Origin of the sequence: Streptomyces sp. NPDC004284 (assembly GCF_042874035.1) — a bacterium.
Taxonomy (GTDB): domain Bacteria; phylum Actinomycetota; class Actinomycetes; order Streptomycetales; family Streptomycetaceae; genus Streptomyces.
Genome location: NZ_JBIAMJ010000018.1, coordinates 90209 through 114689 on the forward strand (window position 1 = coordinate 90209; position 24481 = coordinate 114689).

The 24481-nt window shown below is 71.8% G+C and carries 1 protein-coding gene; it reads left to right on the forward strand.

Going from position 1 to position 24481, the window contains the following annotated elements; translation table 11 throughout:
- Positions 1-24432, forward strand: coding sequence for a hypothetical protein (locus ACFYUS_RS32905; RefSeq protein ID WP_388860509.1), 24432 nt, complete (start codon positions 1-3; stop codon positions 24430-24432).
- Positions 24433-24481: the final 49 nt, after the last annotated feature.

Below are 24481 nucleotides of genomic sequence, written 5' to 3' on the forward strand. Positions count from 1 at the left end.
ATGGCGATCGTGGTTCCTGAGTGGGCGAACGCCCTGCTCCTCGTCGTCATCGGCAGTCGCATGCCGCAGGCCGATGAGGACCTCGCCTACCAGAGCCACGAGTCGTTCAAGGAGTTCTCAGGAAACCTGTACAAGCTGGACGAACTCCTTGAGGAGTCGATCAAAGCGTCGAGCGGAGCGCTCCCGCCCGAGATCGCCGAACGCTACGTCCGCGCCACGCGGATGGTGACCGCCGACGGCGGCACGAACTACCTCCTGGAGTTCGCCAGGCAACTCGACGACATCGCCGAAGGACGCGTGCAGACGTCCATCCAGATCGCCGAGAACAAGGTCAACATCATCGTCGAGCTCGCCGCTCTGGCGTCCCTCCTGTTCACCCTGGACTCCCTGGCGGTCTTCGTCTTCGGTGGAACGGAGAGCCTCGCGACAGCGGCCAAGCTCGCCTACCGGTACAAGATCCTGGGCATGATGGCGCTGCTGATCAAGCGCTTCCACCTCCTGCCGACGCTCGACGAGACGCTCGAAGAGATGTTCACCGCGCTCGCGTCCCGCCTGATCCTCATGGCGACGGCGGCCCCCGGCCGCAAGCCGCACGGCATCGACGTGAAGGACCTCTTCCTCAGCGGCGCGGCGGGAGCGCTCAACGCGGCCTTCGAGCAGCTGTTCCACGGCGCGAAGAACATCATGAAGGGGCTCTTCAAGGACAAGCTCGACCTCGGCCCCGGCTTCGACAAGAAGTTCGACCACAAGAACCAGCTCACGGCGCCCGCCCCGAGCAAGGCGCCGCCGCCGACCACCGGACAGAAGATCGCGGCGACCTCCGCCGACCAGACGGTCGACGCCGCCGGCGCGGGACTGGCGGAGTACCTGACCGGAGGTGTCCTCTCCGGCTTCAACCCGATGGACTTCTGGGGTGGTGCCGTCAGCACCCTGACCATGTCCGCGGCCATCCTGGGGGCACAGAAACTCGGCTTCAAGCCGCCGGACCTCTCGTCGTTCCTGAAGAACCTCAACACCGTCCCGCACGCCCCCTCGAAGACGTCGGCAGGGGGCACCACCACCGGCACGGACACCGGCGCCGGCACGAAGCAGCACCCGGCCGTCACGGATCCGGGCCCGGCCGTGCCGGGCCCCGGCACGCCGGTACCGACCACGGGCTCGCACGGCCGGGGGCCGGACCTCGACCACTCCGGCGACCTCGGCAACGGCGCTCCCGTGCCGGCCCCCACCACCTCGCAGCCGGACGTCGCGGACCGGCCCTCCGTCACCGGGGGCGCCCCACCGTCCTCGGGCCCGGTGACCGTGTCCGGCGACGAGACCGGTACGCGGCCCCCTGCCCCGACCGAAGACGGCACTCTTCCCGCGCCGGGCCGTGGCGCCCCCAGTGCCAACGGCGGCACCCCGTCCGGAGCACCTCACACCGAGCCCGGTTCCAGGCCCGCCCACACCGGAGGCGACGCACCCGCCCGGAGCGGACCAGAACCCGAGAACGTCCAGGTCGACCCCGACGCTGAGGACGTGCCAGGAACCCAGGCCGACCCCACGTCCGTCAGCGGTCCGGCGACAGCCGCCGGTACAGGCGTGGGCGCAGGAACAGGTACCAGTACCAGTACCGGCACCGGTGCGGCCCACAGGACGAACGGCGTCGACGACCGCGACACGGAGCGCGAAGGCGCCGCGGACACCGACGAGACCGCTCCGCGTCCCGGAGGCTCGCCGACGTCGACGCACACGACCGCGACCACCGTGGACGAGCAGGCCGACATGGTGCACGCCACCGACGCGTCCGGGGAACGGCCCGCGCCGCACGACGACCGGCCCGTCACCGGCTCGCTCACCACCGTCTCGGCCCCGGGAGCCTCCCCTCGCCCTGCCGACGACACGTACGGCCGGGCCACGGACGCCGCCGCGGAGGAATCGGAGGCGCCCGAAGTCCTCCAGGCCGCCCCCGCCGACACGGGCCTCATGAACAGCCCCGCCGCTCCGGGCCGCAAGGAGCGCAAGCGGCTGCCCGGCTCGGCCACCGACACGGACCCCGATCCCCGGTCCTCCGCGTCCTCGCCCACCGCCGCGCACGACGCCGGCACGCAGGACGAGGACGTCGCCGCCCCTGTGCCGTTGTCCACCGTGTCCCGGACCGACGACGCACCGGCCACCACGGCGGAGAACGTCGCCGTGGTCGGCGACGCGTTCACGACCCCGGACGATTCGGCCACCGATCCGGACGACGACGCGATCACGGTCGTCGACACGGTGTCGGACTCCGGCGACACGCTCGTCGAGTCCACCGACGAGACGAAACCGACGACCGACGAGGAGAAGCTCGCCCGCGCCGGCCGCCTGCCCCGCTCGCCGGAGGACATCGCACGCTGGATCGACGGCCTCCCCACCGCGAGCGGTGAGACGGACGCCCTCGTCGCGCCCTCCGACGCGAAGCAGCACCCTCTCGCGGGAGCCACCGCCGAGGACGTCACGGTGCGGATGTTCACCGGACCGCAGTCCGACGGGCGAACCACGCCGGAGCCGGAGCCGGAGCCGGAGCCGGAGCCGGAGCCGGAACAGGGACCGGCCGACCGGACATCCGCGCGACCCACGCCTCCGGCTCCCGCGCCGTACCGATGGGACGCCCTGATCGCGCCCCACGAGACCGCGTCGCCGGCCGCCCCGTCCGGGGCAGGACCGTCCGCCGCCCGCCGCCCGGGCGACGGCTCCGCCACCGGGTTCGGCGGCGACTGGGGCGGGTGGAAGCCGGACCTCGACGGATCGGCCGAGGGCGTCGGCGGCATCTCGGCGAAGAACTCGGGGAGGCTGCGGAAGATCAGCCGCGACCTGAACCTCGTCATCGTGACCCGGGACGTGAACGAGTACGCGGCGGCCTGGCTCGACAAGGGGGCGATGCCCAAGCCGATGGACATCAAGGCGAAGTCGCTCACCCCGCACGACCGGATCATCAGCGGTTCCCGGTTCTCGGAGGAGCAGCTCGGCCTGGTGGCACTCTTCGACCCGGAGCTGCCCGCCGACCTCTCGGCGTACAGCGAGCAGGAACAGGGGGCGATCCGACGGCGGTACGAGAGCCGCAAGAGCGAGTTCGGGAAGTACGGGGCCGAGCTGACGGGGCCGGACGGTTCCTTCGCCGTCGTCGACGGGATCGTCCATCACAAGGAAGGCGACGGCCTCCGGCCGGTGGCCGCCGACATCGACCTGTTCGACCTCTTCACCCCGGTCAACGGGTCGTCCCTCTCGCCGGGGACCTACGAGCGGAGCTCGCAGCAGATCCAGGACCGGTTCAGTCCGGTCGCCCACGGCGCCCTCATGTACTGGGACCCCCAGGACGACGAGGGCAAGGCGATCTTCAAGGGTCTCGTCGGCGACGTCGAGAACGGCGAGAAGGTCAACACGTTCTTCCCCGACGACCGCCCGCCCACGTACGCGGGCGATTTCTCGCGGAAGAACTCGCTCGCGCCTGCCGCCCTGCCGACCCGCGGCGCGGCCCCGTTCAAGACGGACCCTGATCCGGACCTGGGCAAGAGCACCAGGCCCGACGCTCCGGGAGCCCGTCGGATACCGATCGGCGGAGAGACGCGGGAGACGATTCACGAACGCGGCTTCTACCGGTTCGTCGTCCCGGTCGAGGGCGGAACCGTCTACGTCAGGGACACCCTGGTCGGCGACCAGGGGAGCGGCCCGGCCGTGGACGACCTCGTCACGAGGTTCGTCCACGGGGGCCTGCCCCTGTTCCACGTGCAGGGGCAGGCCGATCCGGAGCCGAGGACGGGGTACCAGGGTGAGTCGGTCACCCTGAACCCGACGGGCACCGAGGACTTCCCCCGGTACGACGGTGCCGGCGCGACCAGGTTCGTGGAGCTGTCCACCACGCCCGAGGTCGCCGAACGGCGCTTCCGCGAGGCGGGCGCCGCGGGGTCGGCACCCGGGTACGGGCTGCGCGCCGACACCGTCGTCGCGCCGTACCAGGACATCGTGGTCATCGACGAGAACACGGTCCAGGTGGGCGACGCGGTCGTCGCCATGCTCACCGACGACCCGCCGGTCACCCTCGTGCCGCGGCCGGCGGCGCGGACGGAGATCACGGTCATGGCCGCCCGCGTCGACGGGGACCCGTACAAGCGGGTTCTCTCGGAGCACCTGTCCAAGGCCACGCTCACCGACGAACAGCGGGCACGCTTCCAGCAGGCCCTCGACACCCATGGGCCGACGGCGGGCAGCACGTCGACGGCGACGCACTCCGCGGTCGACGGGGCGGCCGACACCCCGCCCGACGAGGCCTCCGAGGAGGACCCCCTTCTGCCGGGGCTGACCGACCAGGCGGTGAGGGACGCCGTGGCGCTTCTTCGCGCCGAGGGCTTCAGGTTCCCGCTGACGATCGGTACGAGCGAGGCCGATCAGCGACAGCGGATGGCCAGCGAGTCCGCGATCCGTACGGTCGCAAGGTTCCTGGAGTCCCGGGACCGGGCCCAGGCCGCGCCGTTCACGCGGGCTTTCACCTCCCGGATCTTCGAGGTGTTCCCCCACCTGCGGAACGTCGACTCCCTGCCGGGCGGAGCCGGCGGGGTGGAGATCGAGACGAACTTCGGTCTCGGGCTCGGAAAGACGGCACTGAACTTCCCCACGCACCTGTTCAGGGTGCCGGGCATGGTCGAGGCACACTTCGACCGTAACAGCGACGGCAAGCCCATCGTGGAACTCGTCACCGCCCCGATGGCGCATCTCGACGAGGAGGCGCGTCCGGACTTCGAATCCGTTTTCCCCCTCCTCTCGTCCCTCGTCGAGCAGCTCGAAGACCATCCTGGGGAAATCCTCGAAGATGTGTTTCCGCCCGACATCCATCAGTATTCGGAGGGTGCGGACGGGGCGGGGCTCGTCATCGGTGACCAAGAGGCGTCGCCCTGGTGGCTGCAGTTCACCACCGGAATACCGATCTACGGGCTGTACGACTTCTATACGTGGGTCGTCGCGAGTTCCGGCGTCCGGGACTCTTTTCTGCACGACGTTCACAGGAAAGCCGCGGATGAGTTCGCCAGGAGCGTGACCGCCAGGTTCGCCCGCGTACCGGTCTCCCAAGTCGACCTGCTGAGGGGCGACTACGCCGCATGGTCGCTTCTCGGCTACTCGAAGGTGATGCTCTACCCGCACGTCGAGGCTTCCCTGAGAATGAGGATGTCTCTCGACCTGAACGAGGCGTACGGGGCTCAAGGAAGGCTCGGCCTCAAGAAGAACATGCTCGATCTCGCTTCGAGGACATCCTTCAACGGGACGCTTCAGGGGCTCCCGTCGGTGGCCCGTGCTTTCCTCGCCAAGGAGCGGGACTGGATTCATGGAGAGTTCGAAAGGGTCTTCGCCCGGAACAACGGTCTGCTCGTCGAGGAATACCTGCAGGGGTCGGAGGACCAGTCGATCCTCGATGCCGGACTTTTCGACTCCGATGTGACTCCCACTCATTCCCAGTACCTCGACGACGGCCTCTTCGAAGACATCGAAGAACCTCTGACGCAAGGCGTCATGGGGGTGCGCAACAACTCGCTCGACCTTGATTACGGTGATTCCGGAGAGCTGGCCGTACCCCTGGTGGTCCTGGAAGAGCGGAATCCACGGGACCAGGGTCGGGACGTGGAGCAGGTGGAGTCCAGCTGGGCGCTGAGAAGGGACGTGGCCCGGGCGTTGTACACCGCCGCCCTCCAGGTTTCCAAGACCTTCGACGACCTGCCCCCCGACCCGGATGAGGACTGGTCGCAGCCGGTCCCCGAGGAGCCGGCGGACGAGCATGCCGGGGCGGAGGAAGCCTCGTTCGACTGGCGGTTCCCGGACGATGGTGACGAATCGCTGGAATACTGGGCACCCCAGCTCAACGATGCCAGCGCGGAGATTCATCGAAAAAAGTCGAAGAATCCGGGGAAGGTGTTCCAGGCGCTCGATGCGGCTCGTTCCGTCATGAGTGCCTATCACCGACCGCCGCCCGCGCCGTCGGCCCGTCCCACCGACGACGAACAGACCTATCGCGACCTGTACCAGAGCATTCTGAATCATGCCGCCCTCATCATCCTGAACACGCGCGATCACGAGGAAGCACGTGCCCGGATCAAGGACGACATGGAGGACCTCAGCCATGCGTTCAGGACCGCTCCGCCCTCCCCGGACCAGGTGACCCGGCAGCCGCACCGCACCGGGCAGGGCCGGGAAGCACAGGTCCTCATGGCCCGGACGGACCACGTGCTGTCCGCCGGGATCGACCGGCTCCTGGCCGATCCGCGCATCACAGGACGGCTCTCCGACCGGCACCTCGACGTCCTGCGCCGCGCGCAGCGGTCCGCCCCGTCCGATGTGCCCGCCGTCGTCGTCACGCCCCCCGACGACGCCCCGGCGCCCGTACGCACCGTCGCCGCGGCCCCGGACACGTCCGCCGCCCCGGGCCCGAGCGACACGCGCCCGGCCGACGGAGCCCCCACCGAGCCGTCGGCCGAGGCCGCGCCCTCCGAGCCGCGGGCCGAGGCGGCGCGTGTGCGTTTCGCCGACGGCACCAGGCCCGGCACCGCCGCCGCCGAGTCCGAGACGGTCGAGTCCGAGACGGTCGAGTCCGAGACGGTCGAGTCCGAGACGGCCGAGTCCGAGACGGCCGAGTCCGAGACGGCCGAGCTCGATGCCGGCACGTCCGTGACCGACACGCCGGTGCAGACCGTCGACGCCCAGCTCGCGACCCGCCGGCCGACCCGCATCGTCCGTTCGCTGCCCGCGCCGCCGGCGGACGGCCGGCGCGTCGTGTTCAGCGACGGCAGCGAGCTGCCCTTCTACGTGACGGGCGGCGGCGTCGTCAGCGGCGCGTACGGACACGCGCACGTCACGCTCCGCGACGCGACCGCGGTCGTGGCGGAGATCGCCTCCCGGACCGGCCTGTCCCGTACGGAAGAGGGCAGCGGCCAGGAGCGCGTGCTGGACGACCTCACGCGTGCCCTGCGGGACACCCCCGCCGTGTTCCACGGCGAGGGCCACCGGTCGCCCGTGTTCCTGGACCGGCACGGCCGACCGCGCATCCTGCGGGTCACCACCCGCCCGTACGACGACTGGGAGCGGTTCGCCGACAGCTTCGGCGACCCGTACAAGTTCGACACGGTGCAGCGGAGCCAGTTCTCCGTCGGGTCCAACGTCACGCAGAGCTCCTCGCGGCGGGTGACCCCCTCGCTCGGGATCGGCCCCACTCCCGGAGACATGGGCGCCGCCGTCCGGGTCGGCGCCGGCATGGGGCTGACGAAGTCCTACGACTACGCCCTGTACGACCAGACGCTGCAGCAGAGCGAGACCCGGTCCCAGGAGGGCTCGCACCTGCATCTGGCCGACGTCCACTACGAGGTGGAGATCGTCAGCCCGGAGCACGGGCCGAGGGACGAGGTCTTCCCCGGGGAGAGCCACTTCTCCTTCGCCGTGCGCTCCGGCCTGACGGTCCGCCTGCCGGACGGCGTGACCACGCCGACGCGCGGCACCTGGGCGCCGCGCGTCCTGGACTTCGCCCCGAACTCCCACGTCCGCTTCGTGCGCACCGAGGAGTTCGGCCCCGTCGGCCCGCTCCGTGCCTGGGCCCTGAGCCAGGTGGACGCCAAGGCGGACGACCCGGCGTACGAGACGATCAGCGCGTTCTTCAGCTCCGAGAACTTCGGGCTGATCGCCCAACGGGCGGTGCAGGGTCCCGTCCCGACCGGACCGCTGCGCGGTGAGCGGGGCCGGCGCCCGCTCGGAGCGTTCGTCGTCGAGCGGATGGTGCCGGTCCAGGGGCTGCTGTTCAACGAGACCACGGCCGCCGAGATGCGGTACACGGTGCAGCAGGCGGTGCGCAACGAGCAGGTGATCGGACGGACGTTCTCCCAGCAGGTCTTCGGCAGCGTGGGCCCCAGCGTCACCTTCGACGAGTTCTTCGGCGGCGTGGCCGGACTGCGTGCCCTGCTCGCGCTCTACGTCCGGCACGGCCGCTCCAGCGCCAAGTCGCAGGCGTTCGGCGGCACCGCGAACCGCAAGATCGCGGGCCAGGTGAAGGACACCCCCACCGAGCTGTACCTCGTCTTCAAGGACGTCCACGTACGCCGGACCGGCGACGCGGAGCCGCGGAAGTTCCGGGTGTGGAGCCTCGACCGGATCCCGCGCGGCGAGGCCCGCCGGCTCGCGGGCTGGGACGACGGCACGGCCCGACCGCTCCCGGAGGGCCTCGCGCCGGTTCCGCCCCCGTACCTGAAGCGGGACCATCCGGTCGTCCTCGGCATGAGCCGCCCCGAGGCCCTGCTGTTCGACTCGGACGTGACCCCCGCCGGCACGGACGCGGACACCGACACGGCGGACTCCTCGTCCCCGGGCACCTCCGTGGCCAGGTCCGTCGCCGACACCCTGCGGCCCACCCCGCTCCAGGTCTTCGTCGAGCGGGTCGTCGAGGAGGCCGCCGCCCGCTACCCGGACATGCTCGCCCCGCTGAAGGAGCTGGGCGCGCCCCGCACCCGCGGCTGGATGAAGACGCCGGAGGCGCTGACGGGCGAGATCGAACGGTACGAGCTCAAGCTCCAGAACACCCTGACCGTCCTCAACGCGCTGTCGCCGGACGCCGTGGCCGCGAACCTGGAGACCCTGGCCACCACCGGCGTGACCATCCAGCTGGTGGCCCCCGGCCCCGGCCCCGGCCGCATCAGCAGGGCCCACCGGTACATCCGGATCAGCGCCGACCTGACCGGCCTGCGCCACGAAGGCGCCCAGGACGACCGGCTGCTGCGCCTGGGCACCACCGCCACCGCGCGGCTGGACGCCTCGCAGAACGTGGTCCACACCGACGAGTTCGGCGTCGACCTCACGGCCGGGGTGCGCGACGGCATGCGGGACGAGCTCGGGGTCCCGGCGAACATGGGCTACGTCGGGGTCGGGCCGCGCAAGGTGCTCAGCACCGGTCGCCGTTCGGGCTACGGGTCCACGGCGTCGTACGAGACGATGCACATCGGCACCACCACCTCCCAGCTGTACTCGTACCGCTTCTCCCTGCGCGCGGAGATCGGCGGGTACTGGCGCCTGCGGAGCCTGCTGCGGGGCTCCCTGTCCCTGGGCGTCCTGGGCACCCAGTTCTTCGTCATGCACGAACCGCTGACGGAACTGGTCGGCGGCGACGAGACGACGGGCCGCGTCCTGCTGGCCGTGTCCGACGAGCACACCACCCCGGCCCCCGCTCCCGTACCGCCGGGGCGGGAAAGCGAACGGCGCGCGGGACAGGGGGCGTCGGAGCCGCGCGTCACCAGGCTGAACGCCCGACGGGCCAGGGACATCATCACCGGCACCGCGACCCCGGGCACCCCGTTCCGCGACCTGCCGTACCACGTCCTCGGCGTCGGGGCGCACCCCGAACTCGCGCAGGCGGCCGCGGCGGCCCTGAGCGAGGCGTCGCAGGGCTCCTGGCACCTCGGCGAGCCCGGCGCGCCCGCGCACGAGACCGCGCTGCGCTCCCTGCTGTCGCAGTACCTGACGGCCAACCACGACCAGTCCACGGGCCCCGTCGGCCACTCCGTCAACGGCCTGTTCGGCGCGGGCCCCTACTACGACCGGCGCGGCGTCCTCCACCACCGGCTGCGCGTCGAGAACCCGAGGGTGGTGACGGAGCCGACGAACCTCGAGATCGAGCAGGTCCTCGGCGCCGACACCCAGACGTCGGGTGCCCTCGTGACCGTCGACGGCATCACCTGGGGCCTCGCCCTCTCGTACTGGCAGACCCACGACGAGGGTCCCGGGATCTACGGGGCCTACGGCGGGCTCGGCAGCAGGACCATGTCGTCGGTCCAGTCCGGCACGGTCACCCGCTCCGCCCTGGAGGACGTCAACCCGACCGTCAAGGGCCGTCACGTACTGGTCGTCGGCGACACCGTCCACGAAGTCGCCGCGCACGCCAACGTGGACGGGCTGCTCAAACCCGCGCACGCCCTCGCGACCCTGCACCGCGACCACTGGGCGGCACGGCGGCTCGACATCCCCGCCGGCTGGTACGGACACCTCTCCGAGAAGTCGGCCCACCGTCTCGGCCTCCTCCAGGACCACCTGGGCGACGTGCCGCTCTACACCGAGCGGCGCTGGGATCCCCTGCTGCCCGGCGACCCGCTCGCGACCTACCCCGTCGACAGCCTCGACACGAGCGAGGTCCTCGCCGGGTTCGAGCGCAAGCTGCGGGACGCCGGCGTCGGCCAGACCGGCCGGGAGCGCATCCGTTCCCTGCTCGCCTCCCGGCCCGTGCGGGCCCTGCGCGGCCAGATGTCCGCGACCGGGAAACAGACCCAGGTACGCGCCGGTGTGTCGGTCCGACGCTGGAGCCTCGGCGGAAACAGGACGGTCGAGATCCGGCTGGTGCCCGGTACGCCGCGGTTCGACGGCCTCGGACACGGCACGACCCTCAAGATCGGCCGACAGGCCACCGAGACGAGCGAGCAGTCCTCCGGCAAGCTCAAGCACTGGGCCCTCGCGGCCCTCGTCACGAGCAACATCCGCACGGGCCACGGGCTGTTCCGGGCGGCCGGCCCCAGCTTCGTCGAGCGCGGCACCAGCACCCGCCAGAGCGCGAACAGCCGTACCGAGGCACGGCTGAAGGGCAAGGCGCTCACCCTCGACGAGCCGTACACCGAGCAGCTGACGCCGTACGAACTCCACCTCTCCTTCCACCGCGGCGACGGAAAGCCGCCCGTCGTGCACTCCGGTCCGGTCGGCACCATCCGCGACCAGGTCCCGGTGTCCATGAGCGTGCCGGTCACGGACACCCCCGCCGCCTCCGGCGTTCCGGCCGTCGCCGACGACCCGCTGGGTCCGCCGCGGCCGACGGAGCCCGAGCGGACGATCACCCCGTGGGCGTCGGGAGACGTCGACCGGCAGAAGATCGACGCATGGCGCACCCGCGGCCTGCCCGGCGGCCGGCCCTTCACCCCCGACCGGACCGGCTGGTTCCCCGGGGAGGTCACCGGCCTCGCCACCCTTGAGGAAGCCGCGGCCGTCGCCGTCGCCCGCGCCTACGGCACCGAGCTCGACCTGCCCGCAGGACGGCGCGCGACCGACGCGTCCCTCGACAGGGCCCTCACCGAGATCCGCACCACGGGACTGACCAAGACGGGCACCGCGTCCGCACTGGCGCTGCGCGAAGGCCTGGGCAACGCCGCCCTGACCGCGTTCTACGACGACACCACCACGGCCTCCGGCCACCAGGTGGTCGGGCTGACGGACGACGCGCTGATCGGCAGCGCCTCGGGCTCCCTCCGCCTCTACTCCCGGCCCGACCTCACCGGTGCCCGGCTGATGTCGGTGGCCCCGGCGGCCAAGATGGAGGCCACGCTCAGGAACACCGCCGGCGGCGACAGCCTGGTCGGCATCAGCCACGACCAGCAGCTGATGTTCGCCGCCAACGCCCAGGCCAGCACGGCGGAGGCGGGGCAGGCCCTGCCCTCCTTCTCACCCGCGGACGGCTCGGGCACCGAGGCCGAGGGCAGCAAGCAGGCCGACGCCAACGCGGGCCAGATCACCCTCAAGCCCACGGTCGGCCGGGCGTTCCTGTTCGAGGTGCCGACCGCCTGGCTCGCGGTGAGCGAGGTGGAGCACCGGATCAAGGACAGCAGGCCGGCGAAGTGGCTGGCCGAACAGCTGGGCCCGTTCGGACGCGTACGCCCCGGCCCACAGGCCGTCGAGACCCGCGGCCACGTCCTGACCTGGCTCAGCGAGGACGTCGCGCGACAGCACGGGCTGATCACCGACGAGAACTTCCCGGCCGACGTCGCCAAGGCCTGGGACGAGGTCGCCAAGGCGGGCAAGGCGTGGGAGAAGGCGGACAAGACCTACTGGGACAGACGGCGCGCGCTGCAGAAGGGACGCGACGAGCTGCGCGCCGAGTACCGGAAGACCCGGGGCTGGATCAGCTCCGCGAAGCACCGGCTGAAGAAGTACGTCGACGCCTTCGGGCGCCGCTCGCCGGAGGCGGTCCAGGCCCAGGCGGCCGTACGCAAGGCCAAGGAGGCCGCCGCCGCCTCGCAGGCCGCGCTGAACGAGGACCATGCACGGCTGAGCCCCTGGCACACGGCCGCCGTGGACGCCGCGACCGAGTACCACCGGGTGCGGCTCGCCGCGGACCGGCTCACCCGCTGGCACCGGCCCGCACCCGACGCCGTGACGCAGGGGCCGGAGGAGCTTCGGCACGGCATGCCCCGGCCGTCCGCGGCGATCACCTACCGTGAGCCCGCCCCCGTGGAGCCGGCCGAGCCGACGCCGGCCCCCGACCGGTTCGGCGAGACCACGACGGACGACGGGATCCGTACGCTCACCTCCCCGCCGGAGGTCGGCGGCAGCCCGTGGCCCGGCGCGGACACGTACACGGTCCACGACACCCGGCAGGACCACGACGCCTTCTTCCACGCCCTCGCCGGGGCGCTGGACGCCAGTGGCGCTCCCGACGACGGGGAAGCACGCGGCGGCGCGGGCACGCGCACCACCGTCGGGGCCCTGCGGTCGCTGTTCGCCGGCACCCTGACCGCGCACGAGAACCATCACCTGGCGGGGGACCTCGACCCGGAGTCGTTCGGCGCCGTCTCGGCGGACGAGCTCGCCGAGGCGGGCATCACGTTCCGCGAAGGCGGCCCCGAGCACAAGGAGTTCACCGAAACCCGCCGGATCCCCCTGCACCACCGGCTCCCCGCCGACCAGAGGGCCCGCCTGGCCGCCGTACTGCTCCAGCGCGACGGCAGCCGCCCCGACGACACCGCATGGCAGGCGAGCGTCGCGGACCTGCTGCCCGCCCTCGCCGCCCGGACTTTCGGCGCGCGGGTGACCGTGGTGCGAACCGGGGGCCTCGTCACCGAGTTCGGCACGGACAACACGCATGCGGGGGCACCGCACCTCGTGCTCCAGCGGGCGGGCGGCCACTTCCGGTACGCCCTGCCCACCGGCGTCCTGCCGTCCGAGCCCGCTCAGGAGCAGCCCGAACCCGCGAAGGGCAAGGACAAGGGGAAGGGCAAGGAGAAGGCCGAGGAACAGGGGCAGGCGAAGAGCGAGGAGCCGGGCAGGGCGCAGGACGGCGCGCGGCAGACGGTCGCGACCCGCTCCGGAGAGGCGCCCCCCGCACCCCTCCCGCCGGTGGTCCGACCCGCCCACACCAGCGCCCCCTGGAACACCCGCCAGGCCGAGGGAACCGGCTACACGCGCCGCGACTCCGCCGCGCTGATCGGCCCCGACGGCACCGAGTACCGGCTGCACGAACCGACCGGCGACGGCAACGGCTTCTGGCAGGCGTTGGAGCAGTCCCTGGCCCCAGCCACCACACCCGCCACCGGCGACGACGCCTACTGGCAGGACGTGGAGAGGGCCCTCGACCGCAGGGACCACCTTCCGGTCAACCGGGTCATGGGCCGGCGGCTCCCGGACGACGCCGTACTCGACCGTGACACCCCCTTCCCCTACGAGATCCTGCTCTGGGCGAAGGTCGACCTGTCCCCGGTCGGGCAACCGCGCACCGAGCACGGCGAACCCCCCACCCCCGAACAGGAAGCCGACGCCCGCGCGGAGAGGAAGCCGCTCACCCCCGAGCAGCGCGAGCGGTTCCGGACCAACGGCGGACGGCTGCCCGATGACGTCGAGCTGAGCGACGGCCAGCGCCGGAACCTGATCAAGGCCCAGCTGTTCCTCGGCAACGCATGGAACGCCGCCACCGCGGCCACCGCCGCCCAAGTGGCCGCCGACAGCTACGCCGCCGAGATCGTCGTCGTACGCGAGGACGGCACCCACGAGACGTACGGCCCCACCGGCCAAGGCGCGGGCGCCCCGAGCCCCGGTCGGCGGATCACACTCTTCCGGCGTGGCTCGGAATACCTCCTGGCGCGCCCCGAGAAGCGCACCAAGCCGGAGAGCGGCGTCCCGCAGGACAGCACCCCGGAGAACAGCGCCCCTGAGCCCACCTCCGAGGAAACTCCGGCGGACGGAGGCCTCGGGGACCGGCTGACGCAGCGGCTCGACGCCTCCCCCCTCATGGGGACCCATGTCTCCCGGCAGGACCTGGCCGGCCTGAGGCACAGCGCCGCGCTCGACGTCACCTGGACCCTCAACCCGACCGCGACGGTCCCCGTGAGGAACGCCGGCCTGACGTCCCTGGACCGGGCCCGTCTGCTCCTGCGCCGACCGGGACTCGACGAGGACCTGGCCGAGGAGCTCCGTACGCTGCCCGCTCTCGGCCCCCTCGCGGCCGCCCCGGGGGACGACGCCGGCGACGTGCTCGTCGACCCGGACACCGCCGGTCCCGGGCCTGACGACGCACAGACCGTGCCCGAGCCCGCCCACCAGGACCGGGACGAACGGATCCCCGAGGACCTCCGCTCCTGGGTGGGCCGGCTCGACCAGGACGCCGCCGGCCACGTACCGGACCGCACCGGGCGGCCCGAGCACTTCCCCGCGACGCGGGCCGCGGCCTGGCAGCGCTACCTCGCGTCCCACGAACGGCTGGCGCGGCTGCACGCACTCCTCCGCCGCCGGCGCGTCGACGCGGCCCGCGGTGCTCCGGGGCCGGACACCGACGCCCCGGCCCGGGAGGCCATCGCCCTGGCAGCCGCACGCATGCGCCTGCGCATCGACGAGGAAGCGCTGCACGCCTGGGGACACACCGACCCGGAGGGCCTGGTCGTTCGGTACCGGGCTCAGGTGCCGGCGTCGTCTCCGTCTGTCGCAGGCCCTTCCACGGTGTCGGGCACAGGAGCAAGGCCGCTCCGCCCGATCCTTGAGGAGGGTGCCGAAGCCGAGGACGAGCACGAGACGCCCGAACCCGATGGAACCGTCCAGGAGGCCCTGGACATCCTCCGCGCGGAACGGTTCGCGTACCCGATGGTGATCGGCACGAGCGAGGAGGACCAGGCACGGCGGGGCCTCGGCGAGTCCGTGATCCGCTCCGTCGCCGAGATCCTGGATACGCGGGGGAGGACGGCGGCCGTCCTCTTCGCCCGGGCTCTCACCTCCCGCCTGTACGAGGCGTTCCCGGACTTGAAGCGGCGTAGCGGTGTGGCAGGCGGGTCGCCGGCCACGCGCCCCCGAGGGAGCGCGAGCACCTCGGTGTCCGAACCGTCCCACGCTGCCCCGTCCCCCGGCGTTCCGATGTCCGAGGAGCCGCCCCCTCGGCCGCAGGCCGACTACAGCAAGCTCGGCGGCGAGTTCGAGACCAACTGGCTGCTCACGGTGCCCAAGGAGTTCGAGCACGGCGAGAGCCTGGCCCGCAGCTCCGAGCTGGAGCTGACGGTGGAGCAGATGGGTGACCTGCCCCCGATACTGGAGGTCGTCGGCAGGCCGATCACCTATCAGAACGAGGCGAGCGGCGTCGAGGAGGACAAGTTCTGGGAGGCCCTGGAGAAGACCGTACGGATCCTGCGCAGTGGCGCGACTGTCGCCGGCCTGTTCGGTGAGCACAACGGCTTCGAGCGTTTCCAGGACGCGGGGCTGCACTCGGAGCCGGGCAAGGAGTTCATCCTCTCCGCGCAGTGGACCGTGGGCATGCACCCGTCCGAACTCCTCGACTTCCTCCTGGACGACGCACGGCCGATGGCCGAACCGGTTTCCGGTACCGCTCGTCGGGATCTGGAGGCCGGGGCCGCCTTCGCGAAGGAAGTGGCGGCCCGGTTCTTCGCCGAAACCCACTACGCAGACGGGCTCGATCCTTCGGTGGCCTGGCACCTGCTCGACGACGTCGAATACCGGTCGCTGGCGGGTCTGCTCACGCTGGTGTACACCCATGCGGTGACGGGCGTGCGCTATGCGGCGGACCGTGCGGCGAAGCGGCAGCCGCAGCGCTGGCTCAAGAGCTACCTCATCGCCGCGTCCCGCCACGACCCGGCAACGTTGGCGCGCGAGCTCACCTCCCGCACACGTGACTTCCTCGACGCCAATAGCGACTACGTGCTGCAGAAGTTCACCGGACATGCGACGAGCGCGATGGGCCAGCACGTCGGGGATCCGCTCGACAGCGACTTCCTCCGGGGAGCGAGCGTCAGGGACTACCTTGAGAACTTCACCCTGTACGAGCCCTCCCGGCACGTGACTCAGGAGCACCTCGACATCTACACGGTGTTCCCGGAGCTCGACAACGGGAAGGTGCTGGTCGAGGTACGCGAACTGCCCGACGTCTACAGCATCGACCAGGCCCACGAGACCTACGGGACGCTCAAAGAACGCGCCCACCTCCGCTGCGAGACGCTGGCCCGTCGGTCTACGTCCGGATCCGGCTCCGCGCTGCGCACCTACCGGGCGATGTCGGCCGACACGGACCTCGCCGGAACCGTCGAGCGCCTGGTGCGGAGCACGGACGAACTCGACGCCTTCCGACGCCGTCAGCAATACGGGAATCGGCCGCTCTGGCGGGAAGACGTCGGTCGGCAGGTGCGTCGTGCCCTCGCCATGGAGCCTGCCGACGGTGTCGGGCAGGACCCCCGACCACTCCCGGACGAACGGGAGCGCGCTCGTGCGTCCACGGTTCTGCGTGACTTCGACGAACGTCTGACCGAGTTCGCCGTCCACGTCAACACCTCAACCCCCACGTCGTGGCAGACGATCCGCAGCCCATGGGCACAGGCCGTGGCGGAGTCGTCGCGGCTGCACGAGGCACTGACCGGCGAGCGCGGCCCATGGCCGCCGGCGGGCACGCTGGACGACCTTGCCCCGACGGGGTCCGAGACCCTCGACGACGCCGTGGCACGCGCGGTGGCGGCCCCGGGCGACACGACGGCGCTGCTGGACATCCTTCACCAGCTCCGTGTCCGGAACCGCGAGGCCGAAGGCCGGGAACGCGATCCCGTGGTCAGGGACCTGGAACGTCGGACGCTGTACCGGCTGTCCGATGCGGAAGGCAACAGCGAGGAAGCGACCCGCTCCTCGCTCGCCACGGCATCCCCGCCGGCGGGATCGGGGACTCGTACCGGACAGCGGAGCTGGCCTCAGCCCTCGGCGGCGGCGCTGGAGGAGTGGGCCGACCGCTTCGACAACGCGCGCGACGTCCTCCCCGGGGCGGCGAAGGCCGACCAGCTCCGGCAGCGGGCCCGGCTGATCGTGGACAAGTACCACATCGAACCCCCGACCCGGCAGCAGGACGCGTCGGCAGAAGCGAGCGCGTACCGGAAACTGCACGGGCAGGTAGTCGACGTCGTGGCCTTCTTCCTGCATGCCAAAAGCCACACCACCCATGCGGAGGCCGGCGCGGTCCGCCTCGCCCAGCAGGCGGCCGAAGCCTTCGGCAGCGGTCGTCCCGCTGCCGGCGCGACCGGCCCGGTGGTCGAGGTGCGGTCCGCGAACACCGACGAAGCGTTCGTGACCGGCGCCCTCGCGACCGTGTGGTCCGCCGTGGGGGACGACCGGTTGCGGGGTCCGGACACACAGGCTCTGATCGGCCGCCTCGCCTCCTACCGGGAGGTGATGACCGTGCGGCAGGCGGGTCAGCTGGACTTCCTGGAGCGGTGGTCCCGGTTGTCCGAGCCGCAGCCGCAGCCGCAGCCGCAGCCCGAGAGCGGCCCTGGTCGCCCGGCGTTCTGGACTTCTCCGTCCAGAAGCCTGCTCCCGTCGCCCTGGGCGGCGGCCACGGACGGCATGTCGGTGCAGGAGCGCAGGGCGCTGACGCAGCAGCTGCGGGAAGAGCTGTTCCCGCGGGAGGCGCGGGCCGCCGGTCCCGCGACGGAGGCCGACGTCCGGCAGCGCTGGGCCCCGCTCTTCGCGCAGGCGCACACGGAGCTGGCCCTCCTCGGCGACGAGCAGCGGGACCGACTGCTGGCGGCCGCCGGGCGGATCATGGCGGCGCGTCACCAGCCGCCGCCGATCATCCGCGCGGACGTCACGCCCCGTTCCCCGGAGGCGGACCGCCTCTCCCTGTACGAGGACATGGCGGCGCTCGTCGCCGACCGACTGCGCCGTTCGCCGCGTCCCGACCTCCCGCCGGAACGGCAGCCCGCCCACCTGCTGTCCGAGCTTCTGCGCGAGGAGTTCGGGACCCGCGCCACCAGCGGTGGTGCGGGTGGCGGTCCCGGGAAGTGGCTCAAGAAGCAGCTGACCGGCCGCCGGTCCGAGACGGACGCGTCCGGCGCGGGCCCGTCCGGCACGAGCGGCCTCTTCCAGCCCGGCCCGTCCGGCATGCCCGGGCAGCCCCTGCATCCGCAGGGACCACAGGCACAGGTCCCCTACGCGCAGGTCCCCTACGCGCAGGTCCCCTACGCGCAGGTCCCCTATGCGCAGACCCCCTACGCGCAGGGACAGTACCTGCAAGGAAGCTGGACGACGCAGCACGCTCCGTACGGTCAGCAGCCGCACGCCTCGGGCAGCTCCGTACCGCAGCAGCAGCAGCACCAGCACCAGCAGCACAGCGCCGCGTCGCTCACGAGCACGCGGCCCCGGAACTGGCCGAGCGGGATCGCCGTGCGGTGGCGTGAGGGCGACAACGGAGGCGTCCACATCGTCAGCTCGGCTGCCGGTGGACGTGCGGTGGTGAAGTTCCACACCGACGTCGCCTCCGCCGTCTACGCCGACGAGTTCATCCGCAGCGTGTCGGACGTGCACACCCCCGTATCGCAGGTGTTCGTCCGGGGAGCCACCGACGCCCGGGCACTGGAGTCGGCGATCGTGAGGCACGACCCCTACTGGCTGAACTCCCACCGCGAACTCCTGCAGCGCTACACCCACGTCACGGTCAAGGAGTTCGCGGAGGGCGCCCCGCTCTCCCGGCTGAGCGTGACAGAACGCCGGGCTCTGATCGCCGACACCGAATCGCTGCGCCGTATCGGCGCACTGATGATGGTGACCGACCCCTTCCTCGGCAAGTCCGATCGCCTCCAGGTCTCCCCTTCCGGGAATGCGGTCATCAACTGGGACAACGTGCTCTACAACGCCCGAGAGCGTCGGCTGACGGCGATCGACAACGACACCGCGTTCATGGACGAGGACTTCAACGCCGCCGCCCACGCCGCGTCGCTGCAGCGGTACTGGGCCGACGACGCCATCGCTCATCTGGCGCATGAGCTCGTCACCCACCAGAGGGGATTCGCCGCGGGGACGCACCGCACCCAGGCGGCCGAGGTGCAGGACGAACTGGAGCAGGGCGCGCGGGAGGCACGGGGGAGGATCGGCTCCCGGGCCCTGCGCCAGGGGCCCGTCGTCCTGCGGCGCTTCGCGGACCTGCTCCCGCAGGAGGACGCGCCGAACCCGACCCTGACGAAGGCACTGGCGCAGTACGCGCACTCCCTGTGGGACACGGGAGGTGCCACCCGCAGATCGGAGAGCGCGCTGGCCGAGGTGGCGTCGGCGGCCGCGGCGGTGACGCCGTATCCGCCTGTCGACCTGAACGTACGCGAGCGCTGGGCCGCCCCTTTCCGGCAGGCGCGGCGGAACCTGCAGGGTCTCGACCCGCGGACCCGGAACCGGCTCCTGGCCGAGGCGGGGAGCATCATGGCCGGCCGTCACCAGGCGCCGCCCCTCGACCGCTCGGGAGGCGCAGGCGCGGCCGAGCACCCGTACACCACGCTGCACCACGACATGACCCTCCTGATCGCCGAGTCCCTCCACGACGACGGCACCCGACCGGACGCGGAGCGACAGGCCCGAACCCTCTCCGAGCGACTGCGCCGGGAGTTCGGCACCCAGGCGACCCGGGGCGGGGTGGCCGGGGCGAGCGGCCCCGGCACGGCGGAGACGGAGGGGGCTTCGCGGGGGGAGACGTCGCGGACCGGAGCGTCGTCGGCGACGCTCCCTCCCCGGAGCCCGGACGGCGGCGACCAGGCGCCCCGCCCGGTCGGTCCGACGGACATCGACGTCTCAGATGTCTCAGATGTCTCAGATGTCTCAGACGTCTCAGTGGAGGACCGGTCGCCGGACAGCGATCCGGACGACGCCCCCCAGAGCGAAGCGGAACATGCCCTGTCACTCCCGTACGGGGACCGTGTCGAGGCCTTGATCTCGGTGTTCCGGCAGATCGACCCGGATCGTCCGTTCTTCCGGCCGGACGGCCGTACGACGCTGCTCGCCGAGTTGGCCGACTCCGTGAGCGAAGCACTTCCGCATCCGCCCGGCGCCCTCGTCGAGCGGCGCCATCACGAGCTGGCGGACTTCGACGACGAACGGTGGCAGCAGCGCAGGACGGCGATCGATCTGTGGCGGCGGCTGGCCGCCACGAAACATGCCCGGGACGACGACGCGGCCGGCCTGGGGACCTCCGCCTCCGCCGTGGCGTTCCGCGCGCGGACGCGGAGCATCGAGGAGGCTCGCGCCCTGGCCGAGGAACAGGCCCGCGCCCCGATCACCGATGAACTCCTGGACAGCCCGACCACCCACCTGCTGCACGCCGTGAGGACGCGGGAGGCGCTGATCCGTCAGTTGGACCTCACCGTGCGGCAGCTCAGCGGTGCCGGGACCGAGCACGACATGGACGTGCTCCGGGACATCAGCGACCTGCTCGACGACCAGGTGGGGACACTGCGGGAAGAGGTCTGGAACCGCGGTGGGACCGGGAACACGCGGTGGGACCAGGTCGTGGAGGAGATCCGGGCCTGGGCGGACGACATCGGCGACGCCACCGCGGACCAGATGTCGGACCTCGGCACGGTCCTGCAGCAGACGGCCGACTGGGCCCGGAACAGCGGGGCGGACGATTCCGGCACACGGATCGAGAGATGGGAGCTGGGCCGCGCGGCGGCGGACACCGCACATCACGCCCTCTCGGCATGGGACCGGAGGGACATCCCCTGGCAGCTGATGGAACAGGGGGAACGCCGGGAGCTGATCACGGCCGAGCTGCTCACGCGGGAACTCGGACCGCTCCTGCGCGAAGCGGCCCTCCACCGCCTGCGGCACCTCGACGCGCGGTGGGGCACCGGCTACGGCTTGGACGACCCCGGTCGGGCGGCAACGCTCCTGAGCCGCCTGCACCGCCATCTGGCCTCGCCGTCGGTCAGTGCGGTCACGCAGGTCGACGCATCCGTCCTCGAAGCACTCATGGCGGACCCGGACGCATCCCTGGACGCACTGCTCGGTGCCCCGACGGACCTCGGCGCATCGCGTACGGCACCGCTGCGAGCCGTGTCGGCGGCCCTGGTGTCGCCGCGGGCGCAGGACGCCGGCGGGGCACCGCACGAGGGCATCGCGCTCCACTGGAAGCATCACGTCCGCCGGCGCGCGCTGCACGCGCCCGTGCCGACGGGCACGGGCGACCGGAGCGCCGACACCGCCCCGGCGGACTTCCGGACCGGCTTCACCGTGTCGTCGCTCCACGCTCTCCTCGCCCACGGCGACGAGGACGCCGTACGCCTGACACTGGCGGAGGCGACCGACTACGCCGCCGACCCGGAGCTCGCACGTGCCAGGGACAGCGGCCGGTTCGCCACGAGTGCGCACTTCGGCGCGACTCTTGTCGGAAGGCTCGGGTGGCAGGACGTGGACCACGTGGTTCTGCCGCACTGGGACCGTGACTCGTGGGACGAGGTCCATCGGCTGAACGGGAGGCTGCTCGCCTTCCGGCGCCGCGCCGAGCTCGGCTTCCGCATCGTGGGTGCCGAGGTCGCGCCGCGCATCGTCACGCAGAGCGCGGACAGGGTCCTGCACACGGTCGTGAGACTGGGGGACACCTCGTGGGCCTTCGACTATCTGCCGGCCACATGGTCTTCGCCGATGGCGCTGTCCGGCCTCGTGCAGGACACGATCCGCACAGCCGCCGTGACCACGGAGCAGGCGTCGTCCGGTGCGGAGGACCGGGTCGGGGCACCCTGGGCGCATTTCCCGGAAGCGGGCGAGGCGCTCCTCTTCGTACGGGCCGTGCGGGGCGAAGGCCCCCGGCAGATCCTCGTCCAGTTCGAGAACGGTGCCACCCGGAGCCTGTCTCCGCAGGAGTTCGCCGTTCGCGTCGCGGACGCCATCCCGTCCGTCGCCCCGGCCGGGCCCCTTGTCCTGCTCATCCCGCACGGTGGCGCGGGCCACCTGGAGATGCCCCGGCTGCTCGCCGCACGCACCGGACGACGGGTCTGGGCGTTCACGGCGGACCTCGACGTGCTGCGGGACGGCGGACGGACCAAGTACGTGACGGTCTTCCCGAGCGGATCACTCCCGTGGGAGGGCCTGTGGGTACTCAGCGAGCCCGACGACCTCCGAAAGGCCGCGACACGGAACTCCACGCCCGACGTGGTCATCACGGACACGGGCCGCGTGCTGCCGGACGACTATCTGCAGACCACGCCGATCCCCGATGCGGAGACGTTCCGGCCGATCGGACGGACGGCGCTTGCCGGAGACGAGCTGCGGAACGTCGAGCTCCACCAGACGAGGGCGGCCCGGCTCACCACGTTCGGCCTCGACTCGGGACACGGGCAGCCCGCGGGGCCCGCCCACGCACTGCCTTGGGCTCGCATGGACATCCGACGCGCGCCCTACTTCTGGCAGGGGCACGGGGGCGACGACGGCGGGTTCGTGCTGCCGCTTCACGACGATCTCCACGACGATCTCCACGACGACGAAGAGGTGAACCTCGATGCCGGTGAGTTCGGCAGGTACCTACGCCGACGGCCCAGCGCGGAATCCATGAGCGTCGTCCTGGTCGCATGCGACGCCGGCAGGCAGCACGGCGACGGCATGGAACCCGCACAGGCCGTGTCGGACATCATCGGAACCACTGTCTTCGCCCCGAGTTCGCTCGTCGACGTCCACCTGGACCTCGTGAGCCGGGGCGACGGCGGGCGGGCCGAGTGGCTGAGGTTCGCCCCCCGGCCGGACGCGTCCGAGCCGTCCCCGCAGACCCTCCGCGACCTGGTCGACGGCGTGACCGAGAGCGTGTTCCGGGAGCTCCACGAGCAACGTCCCGGAACCGGCGAGCCGCACCTGGAGCTGGGTGCCCGGCTCGGCCTCGACGAAGACGGCCAAGCGGATCTGCGGCTGTGCGTCGCAGTCCAGGAAGCCTTGCAGGACGCATTCCGTCCCGGGCTCCTCCACGGCACGTCCGAAGGCGCCGGGACCACCACGCGCAGCGCGGACGACGCGGACCTCGGCGGCGGTGCGGGGCTGGGCGGCCTGGCACCGCACCACAGCTGGAGCCGCATCACGGAATGGGACGACGTCACCGATGCGCTGGCGCCCGGCGAGATGGGACTGATCGCCTGGCAGCGCCAGGACCGCCCCGGTCACCTCGTCGCGGTGTACCGCCATGCGTCGGCGGGCCTGCTGTGGCTCGACCCCACCGCACCCGCCGGCGAGCGCGTCTCCAGCAGCAGCCCGGTCTGGCACGCGGTCAGGGCACACGCCGTCGTCCTGCGGCCCGGCGGCACCCCGCGCGCCGATGCCCTGCCCCGTACCGTGGAGTCCGCCTCGACCGCTCAGGCCCTCCTCGACGCCCCTGCCGACAGCCGGTACGGCGTTCACTACGCCTACGTCCACCCGACCGACTCGGAACGGATCCGTGAAAGCTCGCCGGACGACATCCTCTGGCGCTTCAGCCCCCTTCCGCCTGAAAAGATCTTCCTCAGAGGATTCGCGGCCCCCAACCCCGAGCTCATCGTCACGCTGAGGCAGTACATGGGGGTGGAGAACGTCGCGCAGTTCATCTCCACGACGCGGGACCGGGACCTCTGGTACAACAACCGCCGGTACCGGTACGAGATCCAGCCCGGCCTGAGTCCGGACCCCGGCGGCAGGACCGGCATCGACACCGGTTCCTTCGAAAGCGAGGTGACCTTCACCCTGCGCATGGAGCCCGAGGTCGTCGTAAGCGTGTACGACCGCGACACGGACCGTACGGGCTTCTGGAATCCCGCGACGCGCCAGGTGGAATGGAGCAGGGGCGACCTCCAGGCAGCCGCGTCGAACCCCTACCGGGCAAGAGGCTCGTCGTCGCAGCACCAGGTGTCCTCGCACCAGGCGTCCTTGCACCAGGCGTCCTCGCACCAGACGTCCGCGCCCCAGCCGTCGTCGCATCAGCCGTTGTCACAGCCCCAGCCGCCGACGTCACACCCCGGTCGTGCCGGAGGCTCTCAGCGCGCCGTGATTCCGCTGGCGATACAGGCCGCTCGTGCCCAGCGGATCTCCCCCTACCAGCAGATGTCTCACAAGCCGCCGGCATCGAGCTTTGGACACGCGACGAACACGACGGCAGGAACGTCCGGCAACGGAACCCGTTTCCCAGGGCTCTACGCCGGAGGAAACCTGTACCAAGGCGGGTACGCGACACCCCCGCGGCAAACCCGTCACCATCAGGCCCTCCCCCAGCAGGTTCCGTCCCTTCAGGCCCCCTTCCAGCAGGTGGCGCCCCCGGCTGTCGACGTGCCGCCGACGGCCGATCCCGCGTCCCAGCAGCCTCCCGCCACGCCCTCCGTCTCTCAGACCCCGGACCCCAACGCGGTCCATGAGGAGAGCAAGAAGAAGAGCCTCATCTCAAAGATCTTCAAGAAGAAGAAGTGACCCCCCTGATGAGCGGACAGGCGCGAACCATCTCATCCCGAAAGGCTGA